Source organism: Nostoc sp. DSM 114161, assembly GCF_052692665.1.
Genome location: NZ_CP195141.1, coordinates 2,489,211 through 2,509,860 on the forward strand (window position 1 = coordinate 2,489,211; position 20,650 = coordinate 2,509,860).

Annotated in this window: 19 protein-coding genes; 12 read left to right on the forward strand and 7 right to left on the reverse strand. The window is 38.8% G+C overall.

Annotated features, from left to right (window positions below; translation table 11 throughout):
* Positions 1-19 precede the first annotated feature (19 nt).
* From NSTC745_RS10755 to NSTC745_RS10765, 3 genes are all read right to left on the reverse strand, one after another.
* Complete coding sequence (locus tag NSTC745_RS10755) at positions 20-820, reverse strand: aminotransferase class IV (protein WP_445637121.1); 801 nt, start codon at positions 818-820, stop codon at positions 20-22.
* Positions 821-831: 11 nt separating this feature from the next.
* Positions 832-1,251, reverse strand: coding sequence for a GNAT family N-acetyltransferase (locus tag NSTC745_RS10760; RefSeq protein WP_445637122.1), 420 nt, complete (start codon positions 1,249-1,251; stop codon positions 832-834).
* Between the two features lie 62 nt (positions 1,252-1,313).
* Positions 1,314-2,099 (reverse strand): hypothetical protein, encoded by a 786-nt coding sequence (locus NSTC745_RS10765; RefSeq protein WP_445637123.1) that lies wholly within the window; start codon positions 2,097-2,099, stop codon positions 1,314-1,316.
* Positions 2,100-2,603: 504 nt separating this feature from the next.
* On the opposite strand from NSTC745_RS10765, the gene NSTC745_RS10770 reads away from it, so the two are divergent.
* Together NSTC745_RS10770 and NSTC745_RS10775 are read left to right on the forward strand one after the other, a co-directional pair.
* Positions 2,604-3,476 (forward strand): hypothetical protein, encoded by an 873-nt coding sequence (locus tag NSTC745_RS10770; protein WP_445637124.1) that lies wholly within the window; start codon positions 2,604-2,606, stop codon positions 3,474-3,476.
* A gap of 2 nt (positions 3,477-3,478) precedes the next feature.
* A complete protein-coding gene (locus NSTC745_RS10775) occupies positions 3,479-4,381 on the forward strand; it encodes a hypothetical protein (RefSeq protein ID WP_445637125.1) in 903 nt (300 codons plus the stop codon).
* A 119-nt stretch (positions 4,382-4,500) separates the two neighbouring features.
* On the opposite strand, the gene NSTC745_RS10780 is transcribed toward NSTC745_RS10775, so the two are convergent.
* The 3 genes from NSTC745_RS10780 to NSTC745_RS10790 form a co-directional block, all read right to left on the reverse strand.
* Positions 4,501-4,983, reverse strand: a complete 483-nt coding sequence (locus tag NSTC745_RS10780) for a hypothetical protein (RefSeq protein ID WP_445637126.1) — start codon at positions 4,981-4,983, stop codon at positions 4,501-4,503.
* A 638-nt stretch (positions 4,984-5,621) separates the two neighbouring features.
* Positions 5,622-6,659 carry an aldo/keto reductase gene (locus tag NSTC745_RS10785; protein WP_445637127.1) on the reverse strand — a complete coding sequence of 346 codons (1,038 nt, stop codon included), beginning with the start codon at positions 6,657-6,659 and terminating at the stop codon, positions 5,622-5,624.
* 372 nt (positions 6,660-7,031) lie between these two features.
* Positions 7,032-7,382, reverse strand: a complete 351-nt coding sequence (locus tag NSTC745_RS10790; protein WP_445637128.1) for a hypothetical protein — start codon at positions 7,380-7,382, stop codon at positions 7,032-7,034.
* Positions 7,383-8,032: 650 nt separating this feature from the next.
* Between NSTC745_RS10790 and NSTC745_RS10795 the strand changes: the two genes are divergently transcribed.
* From NSTC745_RS10795 to NSTC745_RS10825, 7 genes are all read left to right on the forward strand, one after another.
* Positions 8,033-9,052, forward strand: coding sequence for a serine hydrolase (locus tag NSTC745_RS10795; RefSeq protein WP_445637129.1), 1,020 nt, complete (start codon positions 8,033-8,035; stop codon positions 9,050-9,052).
* Between the two features lie 688 nt (positions 9,053-9,740).
* Complete coding sequence (locus NSTC745_RS10800) at positions 9,741-10,004, forward strand: CTB family bacteriocin (RefSeq protein ID WP_445637130.1); 264 nt, start codon at positions 9,741-9,743, stop codon at positions 10,002-10,004.
* 1,243 nt (positions 10,005-11,247) lie between these two features.
* Positions 11,248-12,909: an HlyD family efflux transporter periplasmic adaptor subunit gene (locus NSTC745_RS10805; RefSeq protein WP_445637131.1), complete on the forward strand. Its 1,662-nt coding sequence runs from the start codon at positions 11,248-11,250 to the stop codon at positions 12,907-12,909.
* Between the two features lie 140 nt (positions 12,910-13,049).
* The gene (locus NSTC745_RS10810) at positions 13,050-15,215 is read left to right on the forward strand and encodes a peptidase domain-containing ABC transporter (RefSeq protein WP_445637132.1); all 2,166 of its coding nucleotides are present in this window, start codon (positions 13,050-13,052) and stop codon (positions 15,213-15,215) included.
* 26 nt (positions 15,216-15,241) lie between these two features.
* Entirely contained in the window at positions 15,242-15,571 is a 330-nt protein-coding gene (locus NSTC745_RS10815) for a hypothetical protein (RefSeq protein WP_445637133.1), read from the forward strand.
* A 258-nt stretch (positions 15,572-15,829) separates the two neighbouring features.
* Entirely contained in the window at positions 15,830-16,054 is a 225-nt protein-coding gene (locus NSTC745_RS10820; protein ID WP_445637134.1) for a hypothetical protein, read from the forward strand.
* A 538-nt stretch (positions 16,055-16,592) separates the two neighbouring features.
* A complete protein-coding gene (locus NSTC745_RS10825; RefSeq protein ID WP_445637135.1) occupies positions 16,593-16,787 on the forward strand; it encodes a hypothetical protein in 195 nt (64 codons plus the stop codon).
* Between the two features lie 469 nt (positions 16,788-17,256).
* Here the strand turns inward: NSTC745_RS10825 and NSTC745_RS10830 are convergent, their stop codons facing one another.
* On the reverse strand, positions 17,257-18,162 hold the full coding sequence (locus NSTC745_RS10830) for an alpha/beta fold hydrolase (protein WP_445637136.1): 906 nt from the start codon (positions 18,160-18,162) through the stop codon (positions 17,257-17,259).
* 581 nt (positions 18,163-18,743) lie between these two features.
* On the opposite strand from NSTC745_RS10830, the gene NSTC745_RS10835 reads away from it, so the two are divergent.
* The 3 genes from NSTC745_RS10835 (at position 18,744) to frr (ending at position 20,621) form a co-directional block, all read left to right on the forward strand.
* Entirely contained in the window at positions 18,744-19,286 is a 543-nt protein-coding gene (locus tag NSTC745_RS10835; protein WP_445637137.1) for a thioredoxin family protein, read from the forward strand.
* Between the two features lie 71 nt (positions 19,287-19,357).
* On the forward strand, positions 19,358-20,086 hold the full coding sequence (gene pyrH, locus NSTC745_RS10840; protein WP_445637138.1) for a uridine monophosphate kinase: 729 nt from the start codon (positions 19,358-19,360) through the stop codon (positions 20,084-20,086).
* Positions 20,073-20,621: a ribosome recycling factor gene (gene frr / locus NSTC745_RS10845; protein WP_445637139.1), complete on the forward strand. Its 549-nt coding sequence runs from the start codon at positions 20,073-20,075 to the stop codon at positions 20,619-20,621. The genes pyrH and frr overlap by 14 nt, the downstream gene beginning before the upstream one ends.
* Positions 20,622-20,650: the final 29 nt, after the last annotated feature.

The window sequence follows — 20,650 nt, forward strand, 5'->3', positions numbered from 1 at the left end:
TAACAGAATGGCGTGGCTGTCATGCTAAAAAAAGCCCCCTTATTTGCTGAAAACTGGGATGGTGTGGATTATATTGTAACGATCCTGTTGACTGATGAACGGTATGAACGGGGATAATCTCGACCACACTATTAGTGTAGGCGATCGCTTCAAATTTCTTGACTAGCTCTACACTCCAAGGTTCTTGCTGTATGGGCTGCTGCTGGTTTTGCAAGTAGTTTATCAGTTGCGATCGCATGATTCCCGGCAAAATTCCGGCTTTGATTGGCGGCGTCCACCAACTACCGTCAAACCATCCCCAAAGGTTACCCGTACTAGTTTCTAGCCAATTTCCTTGGGCATCTACTAATATTGCTTCTTGAGCATCTGAGCTAGTTTTTGCTAACCAAGCACTCAGGTAATTTCCAGTTTTATGAGAAGGCAGAGAACGAGAAAATTCTGAACTAGCGACGCAACACGCAACACCATTTTTTTGTTTTTCTGTCAAATCTGGTGGGAGGAATCTGCCAATTATCCACTCTCGTCCATCGGGGAACAGGGTAATTCTGAGAACGGGGAAGTGTGGGAGAAGAAGTTGGGCACCTTGGCGGATACGCTTCCAGTCGGGTTGTTGCCAGCCAAAAGATTGTAGTGAGAAAAGCAGGCGATCGCAATGTGCTTGCCAATTAGTTAAGTTACTATCCAGGGAGTTCTGATAAACTCGCAAAGTTGTAAAAATCGTCGCTCCATAAAGTAAACCCGGATCGTTAATGTTTAATTCTAGAGTTTGGGAGTGAATTAATTTACCGTCATACCAAAAAATGTCATTTTGTTGGCTCATCTTGCTTATGGCTACAACTCTATTGAAAAGTGATGAGCTGTAATGCTCATACGCTGCGTGAGATAAAATCTATGAGCAGCAAACCGCTGAACGCCAGAATCAAGGCTGAGTTGTTTACAGTCGTTATTTGTTGCATATTCAATTAGCCACTGAAATAACTGTTGACCGTAGTTCTGCGATCGCTTCCATTCATCAACAACTAAATCATCAATATATAAAATTTTCCCCGATGATAAAGACGTATAAATGCGAAATCCAGCAACTGCCACAGTTTGCTTCTCTATTTCCAAGAATGCAATTTGATATCCTTCTTTCATCTGATATCGAACTTGTTCTATAAATTTAGCCTCGTCGAGGTGAGGACGCAACTGAGACATCACAGGAAAACATCCTAATATTTGAATATTAGATTCTGCCAATTTTATTGACACGCTCTTGCTCCTAAAGATATTGCTTATTTTCTTTAGTCATCAGTCAACACTCATCGACTAATTCAATCTTTTGGCGGAAATATAATTTTAGAATTTCCTTCAGGAGTTTTAATTACTTTTCCTCCCAAAGATTCGATTTCGCTAATTGCGCGTTTTTGACTTTTCTCGTCAACTTGATTATTTAAAACCATTGCCCAAGTAGCAATTTGAGCATATTTACTGTTAGGATTTCGCTTAAGAAATTCAGAAGTTTTTTGAGAACTAACAGCTACAAACTGACTTTCTTCATCTGAAAAGTTTCTCGCCCAATTAGCGGCTGTCCCAAAAGATTGTTCCGCAGCTTGAGGATTGCCTAAAAATAATAACTCATCGGTTCCTTTATAACGCCACACGTAATAAGACTTTTCCGGAACTGATGGAGATAGGTATTTTAAGCCTTTCTCTGATAATGCGATCGCTCGTTCTGGCATGGCAGCATACAATGAAGTACTAACGGAAAGACTGCGATAGGCTGCTAAAAATCGCGGGTCGCGTTCTAGAATTACTTCAAAATATTCTGGACTTAAACTATAACCTGTTTTGTCTCGAACTTCATTATCCCCAAAATATTGTAAAAAATTTAGATATACGCAATCGCCAATCAAATTATCATAACCAAAACTAGGCAGTTTTTTGATAAAAGAAAGCCTAGTTTTTTCTGATTTAATATCTTTTTCTAGAGTTTCTAACGAGGCAGATTTTTTACTATTTAGCAGTTTTTCTAGTCGAGGGAATTGAATCAAGCCAACTCCCAAAATACACGCACAGATTATAAAAGGTGTGACAATGCCTTTACGCAATAGCAACATGTTAGACAATCTATATCAAATTGACAGTATTATATTATACTTTTAATCGATTGACATCTTAGGAGCAGGCGCACAGACGGCACACTAGACCTCTTGCAAAAGTAACTTTTGCAAGAGGTGGGAAAAGGGGAAAGGTTAAAGGGGAAAGGTTTTTTATTCCTTTTCCCTTTCCCCCTTACCCTTTTCCCTAGTTCTGCAAGAAGTCTACTACCTACTATGGATGAGAGAAACACTTTCTTTCCCCAGGTACTCCTATGTTTATTGAAAGATAACTTGCACTTAGGTTTTTATGCCATTTAATGCAGCATTTTCTTTTTAAGAATAAAATTAACTCTTGAAGATATTAGCGTTACTTTTGTACATTAATACTTTTTGAAAGTATTAAGTTTTTTTTGATTTGACTTATTTTAGTTAATTAAAGTTGTAGAATATTTAACGTTGCCTAAAAATAGGTTTAATTTTAGTTGAAACCTTTTAATTCTACGAGATTATAGAAAATATTATATGTCTAATGATATTCAAATTAAAGACCGAAATGGGATTCAGGCTAGAAGCCGCGATCGCGCTGAACCCCAAGATATTCAAAACCTAGCTAGAGGAGTGTTAAATAATTTTGTCTCCTCTGTACAGACATTAGTTTCTGACATCACGGCTTTAGAAGTGAATACTATAGTTGTGGATAGAATTAATGGGTCAAAATTTAATGCTTGGGAAGCATATCAAGAAATCTATTCAATACATGACCCAAACTATTTTGACGCAAAAGGAATTCCGAAAGAAGGTTCTCAAGCTCAAGAACTGCGTCAGCGTTATAAAAGTCTATTTGACCAACTTGAAAGAGAATATTTTTATCTTTTGCTGGAACAGGGTTCTGGTTTTTATAATCCTGAGGATGAGAGGATAAAACGATATCGTCAGAATCTTGAAGACGCCAAAAAACGTCAAGAAAATCTAGTTGAAGCTGATGAACATAATATCAAACTAGCCAAACCTATACTACCTGCTCCAACTCCGATTATTGATGGAAAAGATGGGAACGATGGAGAAGATTGGATTGAAAATTATAAAGAAATTCAAAAACTTTTAGGAAATGGGAGATTTGTTCGGACTTTGCGAAAAATAGCTGAACTAAAAGCAGCCCTTGATGGTGGTAACGTTACAAGTACTCAAACTGATATTATTTATGCTCAAACGGTGATGCAGTTAGATGGGGATATTATCACTCGTTACAATAAAGAATTGTTTAATTTACCTGAAGAAGCTAAAAATTCCATCATTAGTACGCATAATGAAGGGCTGGTTGCTGGCGAAAAGCAGTGGCGTGGAACATTTAGCTTTTTAATTAATTTGGTACAAAATATTGCAAAATTATCTTGAGAATGAATGCTAGTTTAGAAAAAACCAATCATAAAATATTACTACAGATTCCTGAAGGCGATCGCTTTGAACTTAAGATTGAAGAAGGAGTGTGTAGTTTTTATTTAAATGAAACAATTATAGAACAGATTCAGCAAGCAAAAGAAAATAGCGTTTCTCTTGAAATTCCCCCAAAGCTGATAATTGAACTGTGGTACTATAGCTGTTTTAGTCGCGAGCTAGTATTTGAAAATCAAAATTCAATAAGTAAAAGTTTATATTTAAGTATTTTACAGATTTTTTTCAGTAAAACTGCACAACAAGAAACAAGCTTACAGTCTGGAATCAATTTTAATTCTTATTACAAACAGTCTCAATCATCTTCAGATGCTTATGAAGATGAAGATATCATTTTGCAAACTACTGTAATTTTTAATGGTGATATATTTCACAAAATTAAACGTAATTCTCTCCAAGATTCTAACTTTGCAAAAATTGTCTCTGCCCACTATTGGCTGACTGAACAATTAATAAGTAGTTTGCAAATTCAACCCAATTTATTAATTTGGGAAGTAGCTTCATCTTTGACTGCTGGGTTTGTAGTCTACAATTTGAATCCAGCAAATGCAATGCTATCAATATTTGCTTGGCTAGGCTTAACTATATTATTTGCGACTACCCGCTATGTGCTTGCTAATCAGTTTCAAAGACTTACTTCTATCAACTCTAAATTTATAAATTGGTTAGCGTGGGCACTAGTTTGTCTAATTCCCAGCATTGCTATTGGCGGTATTAATGGCTTTAGCAATATTAATGTTTTATTATTGCCATTATTGTCAGCTATTGCACCCAAATTGGTGGAGTACATTTTAAGTTTTATCCAGCCACGAGTTGGTAAACTGATTCTGCGTCAGTTATTATCTTAAATCAGCAAAGAGTTAGCGCGAAGAATACTTAGATAGCGGTTCCCAACCATATGTGTTTCGCAAACGCACAAGCCCCACGCCTGACTCGAAAACAGACGTGGGCTGGAACACAAACTGCTTTAGAATACGAGAGCTTGGGCTGTACCAAACAAAGGAGTAACCCTGTATATCTGTCTCTGTCCTTGATTAAATGCCGGAATCGTTGAAAAACGGTTCTCAGTTGTAATACCTTTAGTTTCAATTGGGGCTTCGTTGCTGTTTCCCAAGTTGACAGCAGGTATAAGCAAACTAAAAGTAGTAGAGCCAGTATCTACAGTTTTGGAAAGAGTCACAGTTACTAGCGTTCCAATTTCTGTGTCTGTAGTTCGGATTTCGTCTCCAGTAAATTGCAATATCTGTCGTCCCTTTTGATACTGTAGACGTGGCTCACCAGTAAAGCTAGTTGTTGAATAAGTAACCTTGAGTTGCTGCTGCTTATTTTGCAGCTCGTAAGAGGTTGGGACTTTAAATGTTTCTTCGGCGTGAGATGGCATTACGGGTATAGCCGAAGCCGATAATGTTACGCCTAGTGTAAGTATTGAAGCTAGATATTTTGTTTGCATGTTTCAAAAAGTTGTTTTGGGTTGATAAAAATATGAACTTGGTACTTTAACAGGACTCTAGGTGCAGCACAATTCAGTAGTAAATAGCCAAACAAGTTAATATTTGACTCTGATACCGAAGCTTTGCGCGGCACTCAGCAGGTAACTGTTATATTTAGCATTTGGTGGGATAAATATGCTTTTTTTAGGTGAGTATATACCTGTAGCTCTCAGACACATGATTCATCATGTCTTCAAGCTATTAAGATGAGGTTAAAAATTAACTACAGCTATCTTAAATGATTTCTGCGTAAATACACAGGTATCAACAATAAAAGTAACATTTTGAACAGCTATTGCACCATGTAATATGAATGCAATAGCATCATAACCCATCAAAATATACAAGACAAGTAAAAAATATCCCATTGATGGGATAGGCAGGGAACCATACTTCGACTGCGCTCAGTAACCGGGGAGCAGGGAGCAGGGGAGACAAGGAAGTGTGGGGAGTGTGGGGAGAGAGGGGGGCAGGGGAGACAAGGAAGTGTGGGGAGTGTGGGGAGAGAGGGGGGAAAGATTTCTTCACCATCCTCCCACACCTCCCACACCTCCCACACCTCCCCCCTCCTACCCCCTGCCCCCTGCCTCCTACTTAGTTATCCCAACCACTGAGGATTCTTAGCTGTACCGTCAAATTGGTTACTAGTTTTAAATAATTCATACTGGCCTTTTGCAGCAGCCTGACGAGTTCGATTCAGCAAGGCGCTGACTTGTTCTTGACTCATTGGCTTAAATGTGCGTGCCGCCTCAAACGCTTGATTGAGAATTTGCATACTCTCAATGCCTGTAATTACTGTTGAGGTTGGCAGATTCATTGCGTAATGTAGGCATTCGATGGGTTTGACTGTGTTGCTCTTGAGAATGTTTTGGTCGCCCATTGATTTCATACCTAATACGCCAATTTGATTTTTTACCAAAAGAGGTAGAACTTGCTTCTCAAAACTTCTAAAATGGGCATCCATTACATTTAACGGCATTTGCACCGCATCGAAACGGAAGTTGTTTTGAGCAGCAACTTCCAACATTCGCAAGTGAACTAAAGGATCTTTGTGTCCGGTAAATCCGATGTAGCGAATCTTGCCTGCTTTCTGTGCTGCTACGACAGCTTCCATTGCGCCGCCAGGAGCGAAGATGCGGTCTGGGTCTTCCATACGGATTATTTCATGATGCTGTAACAAATCAATGCGATCGCTCTGCAAACGTCTTAAAGATTCGTCAATTTGCTTAGCAGCGGCCTCTTTTGTGCGACCATCGATTTTGGTCATCAGAAAAACTTTTTCTCGATAACCGTCTTGGAGAGCTTTACCCATGCGAATTTCGCTACCGCCATTATGGTAGTCCCAGCAATTATCCATGAAATTGATGCCGCGATCGATGGCAGTACGAATTAGACGAATACCCTCTTGCTCGTCTTTTGGTCGTCCGATGTGATGACCTCCCAAACCAATTACGGATACTTTTTCTCCTGTACGTCCTAGCGTCCTATAGATCATTTCGCCGCTTTTGATCTGAGTTGAAGTAGGTTGATTTTGGGCTAAACCTTGTCTGGCAATTCCTTGTGAAGCTGCCAACCCCGTTACAACCAAACCTGACGTAGAAGCAAACTTTAACAAATCGCGTCTGCTGATATCCACGAAATATGTCCCTTAGAAAAACTATCAGAATTCATTCTCATAGCTTTGCAATATTGCACAATCAAAGGCATCTAGCTGTTGAAGGAAAGCATACATCTGTGGAGTAATAGATGATTCGATGGCAGCAATAATGGTAAAATCGGCTAACAATTAGGGTATCTGCTTCAAGTCAACAATATGTTGGATAACAGGATTTATACTGCCAGAATAGCCTTAGTTAGCAAAATATTATTAAGTGAGTAAAAAGTCAAAACTCAAAAGATAATCCACCTAAATACAATTTAGAGGTTTGTTTGATTTTCCTTTTTCTTTCTTTTGTCTTTTAACTTTTTACTTTTGCCTTGTTAGCTCAATAATTTTGTCATATGACCTTTACGGCTGTTGTCTGAATTCTTGTTGAGATTGCTGTTGAAGTTGTAATCTCTCCATTTGCTGCCTTTGTTGTTGTCTTAGTCGATCCATTGTAGTAGGTTGCCCGAACGGTTGTTGTCTGAGTTGATTTTGCAAGCGAATTTGTTCAATCCGCTGTTGTTGTTGTAATCTGACTCGATCTTGTTGCTGTCGAAATTGTTGCCATAGTTGTTGAGAAGATTGTTGTTTTAGCTGCTTTTGGTTTTGAGATGTCGTATCTGTAATACTTGCTTGTACAGGAGAATAGTTGACAAATCCTATTGTCAGGATAAAGAGTAATAGCCCTGGTTTAACTATCAATGAATGATTCATACAGTTTTATAAGGTGTGTAGAAGGGTAGTCTTAATCGAAGTAAAATATGAATTGCACTTTTGTACGTAAATAACAGCTTTCAATCTTGATTTGACTTATATCTCTGCTTCTTCCAGTATAACAGTGAGTAATTGTGTGGTTTTGGTATCGACTATCACAATATGCCTCATTGTTTATTAAAACACAATCTTCATCTGAGTGGTACTTCCTAAAGTTCAGTGACCTTTAGACAGACCTATCAAATAACATCGAGTACAGGTACAATGAGCCTGCCATAAAGAACACAAATTTTTATTGCTCCAAGCGCCACTGATGGAGTCTGTTGTAACAAGTAAAGGCGAGAAACAGAAAAAACTGTTTACCTATTCTTACCTTCACCCATTATGTTTGGGTTGACACACTACTAGTTTGTCAATGTTTCTGCTATAGGTATTAATTTTTAAGCCTATTTTTCCAATAAATGTTATTTAAATTACTCTAAATTGAATCAAGCAAGCTGTCATTTATATCGATGAAACTATTTTTGAGTATTTATTCATAAATGTTGACATTGGATATTTTATTGACTATCATCTTCCATGTCATGATTTTATTTTTCTTACCTGAAAATTCTTGTAAGTAAATATAAGACTAAATTTAACAACAATACATGAAACTACGCTGGTTTTCTCTTAGCCTCATCAGTCTTTTTCTGCTTTCGTCGCCAGTAAAAGCCAATCCTAACAGTAATAAAGTTTACTCGTCTAATGACTTGAATGGAAATCAAGCTAATTTACAATTACCGCCACTTAAATTTGTTCCTCCAGTTCCTAGTAATGTTGTTACCCCAACAAATACTCCTCAATTCACTGGTGTAGTTCCTTTAGGACGCGAGATATCAGAACTAAAAACTCCGATTAATAAATTAGTTTCTCGTTATAAATTCTTGACTCCGGGAATCTTTTTCATGGACTTGGAAACAGGAGACTATATTAGTGTCAATGGTACCAAAGCTTTTCCGGCGGCTAGTACAATCAAGTACCCGATTTTGATTGCTTTATTTCAAGAAGTAGACGCCGGAAGAATCAAGCTAGACGAGACTTTAGTAATGCAGCGTAAATATGTCGTTGGTGGTTCGGGTAGTATGCAGTATAAGCGGGTGGGAAGCAAGTATAGTGTCTTAAAAACTGCAACTATGATGATGACCATCAGTGATAATACCGCCACAAATATGATTATTGCTCGCTTAGGCGGAATTCCTAAATTAAATCAGCGGTTTCGCAGTTGGGGATTGCAAAGTACTGCTCTGCGCCGGATGTTAGGGGACTTTAATGGAACTAATAAAACTAGCGCCAAAGACTTAGTAAAACTTTCTGCTTTGATGGTAAATAATCAGCTACTTTCTGATAAAAGTAAGTCTCAAGTTCTAGGTATTATGTATGGTTGTCACAATAGAAAACTGCTTCCATCTGGTTTAGGTTCTGGTGCAAAGATAGCTCACAAAACAGGAACTTTGCGTTTTGTATTGGGTGATGCGGGTATTATTCAAACGCCTTCAGGTAAGCGTTACTTAGCAGGAATTTTTGTGAAAAGACCAAATAACGATCTGAGAGCAAGAGATTTTATTCGTCAAGTCTCTCAAGTGGTGTATGGCTATTTTGAACAAGCAAAAGTTAGCAATTTACCGTAGAGTGGGGAATAGGAAGATGGGGTTTTTTGTTGAGTTTTACTTTTTTAATACAGCAGATTTGAAGTTAATAAAGTACGCCAAGGTTTTAGAGGATGTTTAAAAAATCATGATTGAACAGGGTGTAGGGGGTGGGGTTGCAGGTTTGGGGACTGCTAGGACAAGGGATTCTAACCCCTTCCAATGCAAGCGCCTTAAAAAGGCTGGGCTTTTGACCCGCTGGTTGTTGGGGCTGTATTTTCCCCAAACCTGCAACCCCACACCCCAAACCCCGCCCCAACGGGGCTTGGTAAAATACGCACGGCGACAGACAAAGCTAATACAGTCAGTCGCTGGATACCTGTAATTGACTCTAACTGGGTAGCTTCGAGATGTAGGACATAAACTAATCGAAAAACCCTGACATTAAGAGATTTTCCAGCCTGTTGCCTATTGCCCGTTCCCTACCATATCGAAAATTCCTCAATATTATGTTCAGATATTCTAAATAGTTTGAAAAACACTAAATATTGACCATACCTGCTCTAGCGTATTCTCATATCTAAAACAAATAGAAGATTTTATATCTATCTTGAGAAACAAAAATGCAATTTTCAATTATGTCTCAAGATTTATGAAATCCTGACAAACAATGCCTATAGTTGGGTCTTAGGTGGTGAAACACCTGATTTTGTAAGTGAGGCCAATAATCATGTCATATCAAATAATTGCATCAGAGTTGCTACTCGATTTATCTGATGAGCAACAACAGCTTTTAGCTGGCGGCGACTCAGAGAATAGTCGCAGCATCTACGGTCAAAACCAGGGATTTATACAAGGAACAACTAGTTCCGGCCCCCAAGGCAGCAGTTCTAATTCGCTAGCAAGTAAGAGTAAGTTAACTACTGGAGCACAAGATACTCTAACCTTGGGAGGAGAAGGTTTCCCTCGTCTTTTGAGACGCTTTGCTAAGTAACTTGCAAAAACCATCTATTAAACTAGAGCGCTTCAGATAAAGCTGCTAATTGCGAGTAGTAGATGTCAAAAAGTTAAAAGTATAGAACAAATCAATGTTTTCATCAAACTCATTGTTTGTTTCTCCTTTTCTCTACTACAAAAATCTGCAATTTTAAACGAAATAGTTGATATTGCAGACATTGGTAATAGTGGTAAGCAATATAGGCGCTTAAGTTTTTGAATTCTTAAGCACTGGAATCAGTAACTGATTCCAGAGCTTTCCTGAAATTTTCGCATTTGCATAACCAAACCATCTGGCTAAATTCTTTTGTTAAAACTGCACTAATAGCCTCTAAAATCTTTTATATTGAGAGGTAAGTGGAACAAGTATTTACCACCCATTACGCAAAACTGATACTTTTCCTGTCCACAAAAATAACGTCACTAACACTTCAGAAAATTCTTTAAGCCTGGTTAAATTATTATTACCAGATCGCAACTTTGACTTCTGTATCACTTTTAAACGGTAGAATAAGAATTTCAATCTTTCTAACTCGCTAATTCAGCACTATCAAAAATTCAGGTTAAGTCAGCGCCATTATCAAAACTCGCTGTTACACCAAGATACTTCACATATCTAAAAATTATTTAGGGATAAACTGATGAGTGAAACTTTTCAAACTCTCAAAAGTTAAGGATGAATTTTTGCATCTTTCCCTAACTGAAAATCTTCAATTTCATAGCTGTAACGCTCAAAAATTCCAAAGCTTTTGTGTAATTTTCATTTTTACACTGCTAAAACTTTGGCTGAGTGCTTCTGGTAAAACTGACTCTGCAAATAAGTAAATTTAGGAAATTTTGTTTTGCAGATAAAAGGGGGACAGAAGATTTTGATGACTCGCTCAATGTAAGTGAGGACTTTGAGAGAGTTTGAGCGTTCTTCTTGATTTCATCAACCTGTTGTCGGCGTCAAAAATATGAAAAAGGCGATTCTAGCGCATCGCAGTTGCCTTTTTCTTCCCCCTTTATTGATTATAAACAATTATGGAAAATGATGTTGGCTACTATGAACAATATCTGTAATATTTGGAATCTTTTGTAAAAGTTTTTAGTCACCACTTGAGTGCTTGAAATTGAGGGATAAATCTCTCAATCAGAGCCTTACAAAATTAATCAAACAGACTCTAGTGGTTCGCCAAGGGAATTTGGCCAGGTAATGAGTTGACATTGAAAGTATTCATTAATACAAAAGGTGTAGTGTTGTGAGCTTGTCACGCCTTGAAGAAAACTACTTTGGGAATAGGTTTAATGAACCATTACCAGAGCAACTCCATCTAGTTGAAGCTAACGAGTTTCTCCCCCGTATCAGCAAGTGGACAAGCATCGGTACGGGAGTTTTGCTGGCTACTTTTGTAGTAGGGGTGACTTTAACATCTGTTTTGAATTACAACGTTACGGTCAAAGTTCCTGCAAGTATTCGACCGGTGGGAGAACTCCGGGTTGTTCAGTCTGCTATGAGTGGAAGCATTCAAAACATTAATGTTCAGGAAAATCAAGTGGTGACTCAGGGGCAAGCGATTACGACTATTGATAATTCCCGCCTCCAGACTCAAAAGAGTCAACTAGAAAGTAGTATTAGGCAAACTCAATTGCAACTAATTCAAATTGATGCTCAACTGCGTGAAAATGAGATTCAGATTGCGGCGCAGATAAGTTTAAATAATCGCTCGATTATAGCTGCACAAGCCCAATTAGATGGTACGCAACGCAACTATGAAGATCGGCAAGTTATAGCTACAGCTGAAATGGCACAAGCACAAGCAATCCTAACTTTCGCCAAGGCGCAACAAGAGCGATCGCAACAACAAAAACTCTTCACCGCAGCTTTAGAAGAAGCCTCAGCCGCTTTAACTTTAGCTAAAGTTCAACGCGATCGCTTGCAGCGAGAAAAAGTTTTAACGGCCACCGTACAAGAAGCGGAAGCGGCTTTAACTTTAGCCAAGGTGCAACGCGATCGCTTGCAGCCAATAGTAGCATCAGGGGCTATTTCTCAAAATCTATTTGAGGAAAAAGAACAAGCACTTATATCTGCCGAGGCGAAACTAGAACAAGCTAAAGCTAATGCTAAAAATCTCCAAGAGGAAAAAGAACAAGCGGTTAAAACGGCTCAAGCCAAGCTAGAACAAGTTAAAGACAGCGCCAAAAATATCCTAGAGGAAAAAGAACAAGCCTTGAAGGTCGCCGAAACAAACCTAAAAAAGGCTAAAACCGCCATTAATCCTACTAATGCTGGTGTAACCGTTGCATCCGAACAGATTAAGCAGGAACAAGCCAGAGGTGAGGCTACCTTAGCTGCTTTGAAAAAAGAACGAGAAACTTTACTCCAACAGCACCTCGAACTTCAAAAGGAAATCGATCGCACCACTCAAGAACTGCAAGAAATTAAAACCGACCTCGATCGAAGTATAGTGCGATCGCCAATCACCGGAACGCTGCTGCAATTGAATCTTCGCAACCCAGGACAGGTAGTGCAACCAAGCGAAGCCATTGCTCAAATTGCTCCTCTCAATGCACCTTTATTAATTAAAGCTCGCGTACCTGCTCAAGACATTGACAAGGTAAAACCAGGACAACGAGTTAAAATGCAGGTTTCTGCTTGTCCCTATCCAGACTACGGTACCCTTAACGGCAGCGTCAAAACAATTGCCCCAGACGCCTTACCACTTATCAAAAATAATGCAAATCCAAGTTTAGCCCAAGTAGTTGCTTACGAAGTAACTATTGAACCACAAACTCTATATCTTGGTAGCGAGCGTAAATGTTATCTCAAATCTGGCATGGAAGGTAGATCTGATATTATTTCCCGCCAAGAGACTGTACTTCAATTCATTCTCAGAAAAGCCAGATTTATTACGGAATTTTGAATTTAGGGGTCAGGATTCAGGAGTCAGGAGTCAGAATTCAGAAGGAATAATATTTTTAGACTCAGTGTTAATAAATTGAATAAAAATATTTACTCCTGCCTCCTGCCTTCTTTTGTAATTACGAATCATTAAAGGTTAACATGTTTAATCTATTCAAACTCGGTAAAAATTACGAGTATGTTTTACAGTTGAGTGAAGAGGACTGTGGGGCAGCTTGTCTAGCTGCAATTTGCAAACATTATGGACGTTTTTTAAGCATTAATCGCAGTCGAGATGCAGTTGGAACTGGACAGTTAGGAACAACTTTGTTGGGTTTAAAACGTGGGTCTGAGGCTTTAGGTTTTAATGCTAGAGCAGTTAAAGCTGCACCTGCGATCGTAGATAGAATTAAAGAAATACAACTACCAGCAATTATCCATTGGCAGGGTCACCACTGGGTTATTTTATACGACCAGCAAGGGAAGAATTATGCGATCGCAGATCCAGCAGTAGGTATCCGTTATGTCAGCCGAGAAGAGTTGACAACAGCTTGGAATGGGGTAATGTTATTAGTTGAACCAGATCCAGAGCGATTTTTTCAGCAGCCCCAAGAACAAGCAAAAGGTGGTTTAGTACGCTTTTTTCATCGGATATTACCTTATCGTGGTTTGCTGACTCAGGTTTTAGCGCTCAATATTGTTCTGGGTCTATTAGCATTAGGTACTCCGGTTTTAATCCAACTACTCACAGATGATGTCCTTGTACGCGGCGATACCCAGTTACTTACTGTTGTCGTCTGTGCCGTTGTAGTCATGAGCTTATTCAGCAGTTGTCTGCAACTATTACAAAGTACGATGATTGCTCATTTTGGTCAACGACTGCAATTAGGTTTAGTTTTAGAGTTTGCCCGAAAAATTCTTCAGTTACCCTTAAATTATTACGAAGCCCGCCGCAGTGGTGAAATCACTAGCCGACTGAGAGATATCAATGAAATCAACCAATTGGTATCGCAGATTGTGATTCTTTTACCCAGCCAATTTTTTATTGCAGTTATATCTTTCTGCTTGATGCTGTTTTATAGCTGGAAACTGACACTAGCGGTTATTTTGTTTGCAGCCTTAATGACTTTATCTACCCTACCTTTTTTACCTATACTTCAACAAAAAACGCGCAATTTGTTAGTTTTGGGAGCGGAAAATCAAGGGGTTTTAGTAGAAACTTTTAAGGGAGCGCAGGTAATCAAAACTACAAACGCTGCACCACAATTTTGGGATGAATTCCAAAGCCGTTTTGGTCGCCTTGCAAATTTGACTTTCAGTACCATCCAAATCGGAATTATTAACGGTACAATTGCTAAACTTTTGGCTACTCTCGGCGGTGTGATTTTACTTGGGCTAGGAAGTATTTTAGTAATTCAAGGAGAGTTGAGCATCGGTCAAATGCTGGCTTTTAACGCATTGCAGGTGAATGTTCTCAATTTAATTGACTCTTTAATTCACTTTGTGGATGAATACTTTCGCTCTCAAACAGCAGTCTCTCGGTTGTTGGAAGTTATCGATGCTACCCCGGAAGTAGTTGGAGGCAGTCAAAAGCCAGTTGTTCAAATCGCTGGGGATGCAGATATTCGCTGTTCTCATTTGCAATTTCACCACCCTGGAAGAGTTGATTTATTAGAGGATTTTTCTCTCAAGCTTCCTGGGGGAAAAGTAACTGCTTTAATTGGTAAATCAGGCTGTGGTAAAAGTACTCTAGCGAAAGTGATTGCAGGTTTATATCAGGCAAATGGCAATATTCGCATTGGCTTCTATAACATTCAAGACCTTTCCTTGGATTGTTTGCGACAACAAGTAGTTTATGTACCGCAAGAGCCTCATTTCTGGAGTCGGTCGATTTTGGAAAACTTCCGCTTAGGAACGCCTTACATTTCCTTTGAGGAAATTGTCAAAGCTTGCCAAATTGCAGATGCAGACGAGTTTATCAGTCAACTTCCAAATCAGTATCAAACTGTTTTGGGGGAATTTGGGGCGAATCTCTCTGGCGGACAAAGACAAAGATTAGCGATCGCTAGAGGCATTCTTACTAATCCACCCGTACTCATTTTAGACGAAGCAACCGCCGGACTCGATCCACTCAGCGAATCTCACGTACTAGACCGACTCTTGGAATACCGACAAGGCAAAACCACAATTTTAATCACCCATCGTCCCAGCGTAGTTAATCGAGCTGACTGGATTGTACTGTTAGATAAAGGTCAGGTACAAATACAAGGTACACTTGAAACTTTCCTCTCTCAGCAAGGAGAGCATTTAAAGTTTTTATCACTGTAAAAAATAGCCTCTGAGCAAATAAAACTATGTCTGAAAATATCAAATCCGGCAATTCTCAGTGCTTCAGAGATTTGTCACCAAAAGAACAGGAAACCTTAATTGCTGGGCAGATTACAAATATGCCAAGTGAAGGTAATTTTTTACTCCAGCAAAGTAAAATCGAAACTACAGCAAACAACACATTAATAACTGCAAATGGTGATATTTCTTCACAAAATACTAAATATCTTTCATCACAACTTACTTTAGCGTCTTCTATAAACCTAAACCTGGCAATACCAAATTTTAGCTCGTTGCACAATCTAATCAATAACTCTATTGTAAATATTCTCAACAAAATATTCGCAAACAAGTAAATTATTTATTGAAAAACATTTTTGATTTTATAATTTTATGTGAAATCAAAAATGTTTTCCTTTTTAAACATAGAAATAAAATTGATTTACTTTTGTAGCAATTTTATCGATTATTTTATAATTACAATTTCATTAACCAATGGTGGTAAATTTGTAGCTAAAATTTCTAACTTTAGATTAGTTTTATATCCATATATATAATTAATAATAAAAACATAGACCATTGAGGTCTAAATAAGTAAGTGAGGTAAATAATTTATGTCAACTCAAATAATCTCTGATTTGCTTGTGGATCTATCCACAGAGCAACAACAGCTTCTTGCTGGGGGACAAGATGAACAAGAAGGATTAGATGGCGACCAATCAGAGAATAATGAATCAGATAGTAAAAATTCTTCTTCTGGTTGTCAAGGCTTTTTATCATTTCCTTCTCCTCGGAACCAATACCTTTTCAGAGGTACTGCTAGCCTCAGAAAAATTTGATTTTAATTAGTGGAAGAAGTAGAAGCTCAGAGGATATTTTAAAAGTAGGGGCTGAAATACCCAAAACTTCATATATGCCATTATTCTCCTTAAAAATAAAGACTTTAAGAAGGCTACTTTTCCCTGGGGAAACAGAGCTAGAGGCGATATTGATACAAGGGTAGATTTTAGAAATATCCTCTTACATAACTCGCTCACAATAAATAAAATGAGAGAGTTTGAGCCATGTACTATATTCTCTAAATGCATGAAATAAAAGGACTAGAGTTAATCAAGATAGATGTAAAATCGCATCTATCTTTTTCTTTGCAATTCAATAAATTAAATTAAAAATTAGGTTTCAATGACAACAATGAACCCAAAAAATCTTAATGCGCTTATATTTTGCTTTTCAATATAATTTAGATATTATTAATCTATAACTTTAGGATAATTAATTTTTTAAAAAAGCAATCTATAAAGAAAAGTATGGTGATTGACACTTATGTTTAAAGCACATAGGTGTACGCGCCTACATTTGTAAGGGAGGTCATTAATCATGTTGAATCAAGTTATCCAATCTGATTTACTTGTGGATTTATCCACAGAAGAACAACAGCTTCTAGCTGGGGGACAAAGAAATAGAGACCTAGACATAGACTTGAAAAAAGGTTATTTCTACTTGTTCCCTAGAGGTGAGGACTTCTACTACGAAGGTAGAGCCAGAAGGAGAAGACTAGAAAATAATGACTAACCTGGCTTATAGTCAGTGTCAGTCTATCAAATCTAACTACTAACTAGTCTTGTAGTTTAAATTTTGCAATTAGTAGAGAAGAAGCAAACTCACGCTGAAGATAAATCAGGGTTTGAGAGAGGTTTAGGCGGTCTACTATGCCCTCTAAAGGCATTAAATCAATAGACAAGAGATAACAAAGGTAGAAATTAAGGATAGCACTTACTTTTTTGTTTCTCTTTCTTCATCTATGTGCAAATACTTTTCACTACTTGACTAGCAAGTTTTTGATTGTCTAACTCAATTATGCAGCTTTAACTTAGCACCCATTAAGGTATTTTGCCAGTATGGGTGCTTACTTATTCATAAATTAAAGTGGTTCATTTAAGCAAAAAAATAGGTGCGATCGCTAACACCTATCTTTCTACTCTTTGTGATTAATTTCAGCAGAATAAATATTCTGAAAATTTTGGGAATTGCTGGGCATAAATTATGCTTCTAATTTTGCCGAGTCTATTAACTGCGATCGCTCCCGAATCCAATCTTGTAAAATCGGGTTAACTAACTCTGGTGCTTCATCTTGGGGACAATGCCCCACTCCTTCTAAAGGAATAAATTTTTGTACTTGCTCAAAGTTAGCTAATTCTCTACCTAATTCAATCGGTTCCCAAGGATCGGCTGCTCCCCACAAAATAATTGCCGGACAAGGTAACACCGGTAAAAGGTCTTCTGGTAAAGGCCCTGTGGAATAAGAAGTAAATGCCAGAAACACAGCCACAGCACCAGGATCGCTGGCTGGGGAAGTTAGAATATCTACTAATTCATCTGTAACTACTTCTGCGTTGGCATAGGCTTTGAGTAGAATTTTCCGTACTGTTTTTGGTTTGGCGACTTGATTGAAAAAGAACTCACCAACTGGTTTAATAGATAACACCCGTTGCAGTAAAGGCGCTCCTGCACGACGAATCCAGGGTAAAGTTGCCCGTTTGCGATCGTGCAACAACCGTAGAGAACAGTTGAGCAAAGCAACTCCCAAAGCAATATCTGGCTGACTCACCGCTGCTTGCATGGCTACAATACAGCCAATGGAATTTCCCACTAAAAAAGCTGGTTCGCCCACTACTTCGCGGCAAAAATCTGCTACTTGCTGTCCCCAGGTTTCTAAGGTGTAGGCAATTTTTTCACCGGGTTCGGGTTTGGCTGAACCACCAAAACCAATCAAATCAATAGCATAAACACGGCAATTCTCTGCTAATACAGGAATATTTTTTCGCCAGTGCCACCAAGAAGCCCCAAATCCATGCACCAGAACAACAGCTGGCCCAGTGGTTCCTTGGGTTTGATAGCAGATAGTAAAACCTTGCCAAATCCAGGTTTTTGAACTTGAGGTTGTCATAGGGAATTTGATGAACGCAACGGTATAAGATTTTCAGCTGTAAACTCAAGCAAAATTATTTTGATTTTGAGTAAAATTTATCAGATTTTCAAACTAAATCTTTTGGTTTGGTGATAACTTAGACATATAACACAAAAGCTTCTAGGCATTTAATACTAGCGTTATGCTAATAGTTTTATCTAGCATAGGCAGTGTTCGTATTGTTGATGCTAATTTACTCACAAATTAGATTATGTCAGTATTAGGAGCCAGAGTTTCTGTCATCTGAATTAAATTCTCGCCATGTTGGCACACATTTATACTCTGATGCTATCCTTGAGCTTTGAAAACCATGCTACTTACGATACTTCAAATTCAGTAATATTATTTACTAGCTTAGTTAATATATAACCAAGGTACTAATGATAGATGTGATGAAATTAGCATCAGTGCTAGATTCAGTAGTTTCACAATTTACGATCGCCAACCTGGTTTATAAAATTGTTGGACATGAGGCATCGGCTAAGGGGTGGTTTGCAACTGGAAACTGACGCTGAATTTAACAATATTTTTCTTGTTCCTAGTCCTGCGAGCCAGAAAAGATGAATATACTAGAAACAATTGATACTCCCATCGGAAGCTACGCACCAGATTTTGAACTCCCAGGAATTGATGGTCAAGTTCACCATCTTAGCCGTTATCTTGAGAAGTTCCGTGCAGTCGGTGTTGTTTTTATATGTAACGACTGTCCTTATGTAGAGTTGTATGTAGACAGACTCAAAAACATTCAAGCCGAATTTGGTCTTTCAAGCTTTACCTTGATTGGCATGAATGGTAGCGACTCCGGATCGACCTTTGAAAATATGAAAGTTTTTGCCCAGCGTCACGAGTTGAACTTCCCTTACTTGTGGGACCCAACCCAAGATGTAACCCGCAGTTTTGGCGCTACAAAAACACCAATGGCATTTTTGATAGATAGTACAGGCATAGTACGCTACAAAGGCCAAATTGACGATCGCCCACAAGATCCATCATCTGTGGGACAGAATTATTTGAAAACTGCGATCGCCTGTTTGTTTGCGGGTCAAGAAATAGCCATACCACAAACAGAACCCATAGGTACTACATTGATTTGGCGTAATTAGACATAGATAGTCCCTGTAACTGCTATCTTAAATTGGAGGCAATTGCAACTTTTTTGATAAAGCGTAATTTCATGGGAACGAATTACCGACGGGTTTTACTCAAACTGAGCGGTGAAGCTTTAATGGGCAACATGGGCTACGGGATCGATCCAGAAGTGGTGAAAGAAATAGCCCAGGAAATAGCAGAGGTAGTAGCCACTGGGTCTCAAATCGCCATCGTTGTTGGCGGCGGCAATATTTTTCGTGGCGTCAAAGCGGCATCGGCGGGGATGGATAGGGCAACCGCTGACTATGTAGGAATGATTGCCACGGTAATGAACGCCATGACCCTACAAGATTCGCTGGAGCGAATAGGAGTGCAGACGCGGGTGCAAACTGCGATCGCGATGCAAGAATTAGCGGAACCGTATATTCGTCGTCGTGCCATCCGTCATCTTGAAAAAGGGCGGGTGGTAATTTTTGGCGCTGGTTCTGGAAATCCCTTTTTTACCACAGATACCACTGCGGCATTAAGAGCCGCAGAAATTGAAGCTGAAGTGATTTTTAAAGCCACCAAGGTAGACGGAATATACGATGCCGATCCTCATATTCATCCTAATGCCAAGCGTTATAAGACCCTCACCTACGCCCACGTTTTGGCTCATGATTTGCGAGTAATGGATAGTACTGCGATTGCCTTGTGTAAAGAAAACAATATCCCGATTTTGGTATTTGACTTGACGGTGCGAGGTAACATTCACCGAGCAGTCATGGGAGAAACCATCGGCACCCTTGTGGGAGGTTCTTGTGAAATTAGCTGAAGCTGAGAGTACAATGCAAAAAACCGTTGAGGCGACTCAACGAGCTTTTAACACAATTCGCACTGGTCGCGCCAATGCGAGTTTACTAGATAAAGTCTTGGTGGACTACTACGGTTCGCCTACGCCCCTAAAGTCAGTGGCAAATATTAGCACGCCAGATTCTTCAACAATTCAAATTCAACCTTACGAGCGCAACACTTTAAACATCATTGAGAAAGCAATTTCTCTTTCGGATGTAGGTTTAACACCCAGTAACGATGGTACTGTTATTCGGCTGAATATTCCGCCTTTGACAAGCGATCGGCGGAAAGAATTTGTCAAAATGGCTGCTAAGTATGCTGAAGAGGGTCGCGTTGCCATTCGCAACATCCGTCGCGATGCCTTAGACTCAATTCGCAAACAGGAGAAGGCGTCTGAAATCTCCAAAGATGAATCAAAAGACAACCAAGACAAGTTGCAAAAACTGACCAATGAGTATATTGCCAAAATAGATGCATCCTTGGCAGAAAAAGAAAAAGATATCACGACTGTTTAAAGTCTGAGTTCCATAGCATAAAGGCTGAA

Coding starts and splice junctions, on each gene's coding strand:
- NSTC745_RS10755 (WP_445637121.1), bottom strand. CDS start 820: ATGAGCCAACAAAATGACATTTTTTGGTATGACGGTAAATTAATTCAC.
- NSTC745_RS10765 (WP_445637123.1), bottom strand. CDS start 2,099: ATGTTGCTATTGCGTAAAGGCATTGTCACACCTTTTATAATCTGTGCG.
- NSTC745_RS10770 (WP_445637124.1), top strand. CDS start 2,604: ATGTCTAATGATATTCAAATTAAAGACCGAAATGGGATTCAGGCTAGA.
- NSTC745_RS10775 (WP_445637125.1), top strand. CDS start 3,479: ATGAATGCTAGTTTAGAAAAAACCAATCATAAAATATTACTACAGATT.
- NSTC745_RS10780 (WP_445637126.1), bottom strand. CDS start 4,983: ATGCAAACAAAATATCTAGCTTCAATACTTACACTAGGCGTAACATTA.
- NSTC745_RS10790 (WP_445637128.1), bottom strand. CDS start 7,382: ATGAATCATTCATTGATAGTTAAACCAGGGCTATTACTCTTTATCCTG.
- NSTC745_RS10795 (WP_445637129.1), top strand. CDS start 8,033: ATGAAACTACGCTGGTTTTCTCTTAGCCTCATCAGTCTTTTTCTGCTT.
- NSTC745_RS10800 (WP_445637130.1), top strand. CDS start 9,741: ATGTCATATCAAATAATTGCATCAGAGTTGCTACTCGATTTATCTGAT.
- NSTC745_RS10810 (WP_445637132.1), top strand. CDS start 13,050: ATGTTTAATCTATTCAAACTCGGTAAAAATTACGAGTATGTTTTACAG.
- NSTC745_RS10815 (WP_445637133.1), top strand. CDS start 15,242: ATGTCTGAAAATATCAAATCCGGCAATTCTCAGTGCTTCAGAGATTTG.
- NSTC745_RS10820 (WP_445637134.1), top strand. CDS start 15,830: ATGTCAACTCAAATAATCTCTGATTTGCTTGTGGATCTATCCACAGAG.
- NSTC745_RS10825 (WP_445637135.1), top strand. CDS start 16,593: ATGTTGAATCAAGTTATCCAATCTGATTTACTTGTGGATTTATCCACA.
- NSTC745_RS10830 (WP_445637136.1), bottom strand. CDS start 18,162: ATGACAACCTCAAGTTCAAAAACCTGGATTTGGCAAGGTTTTACTATC.
- NSTC745_RS10835 (WP_445637137.1), top strand. CDS start 18,744: ATGAATATACTAGAAACAATTGATACTCCCATCGGAAGCTACGCACCA.
- pyrH (WP_445637138.1), top strand. CDS start 19,358: ATGGGAACGAATTACCGACGGGTTTTACTCAAACTGAGCGGTGAAGCT.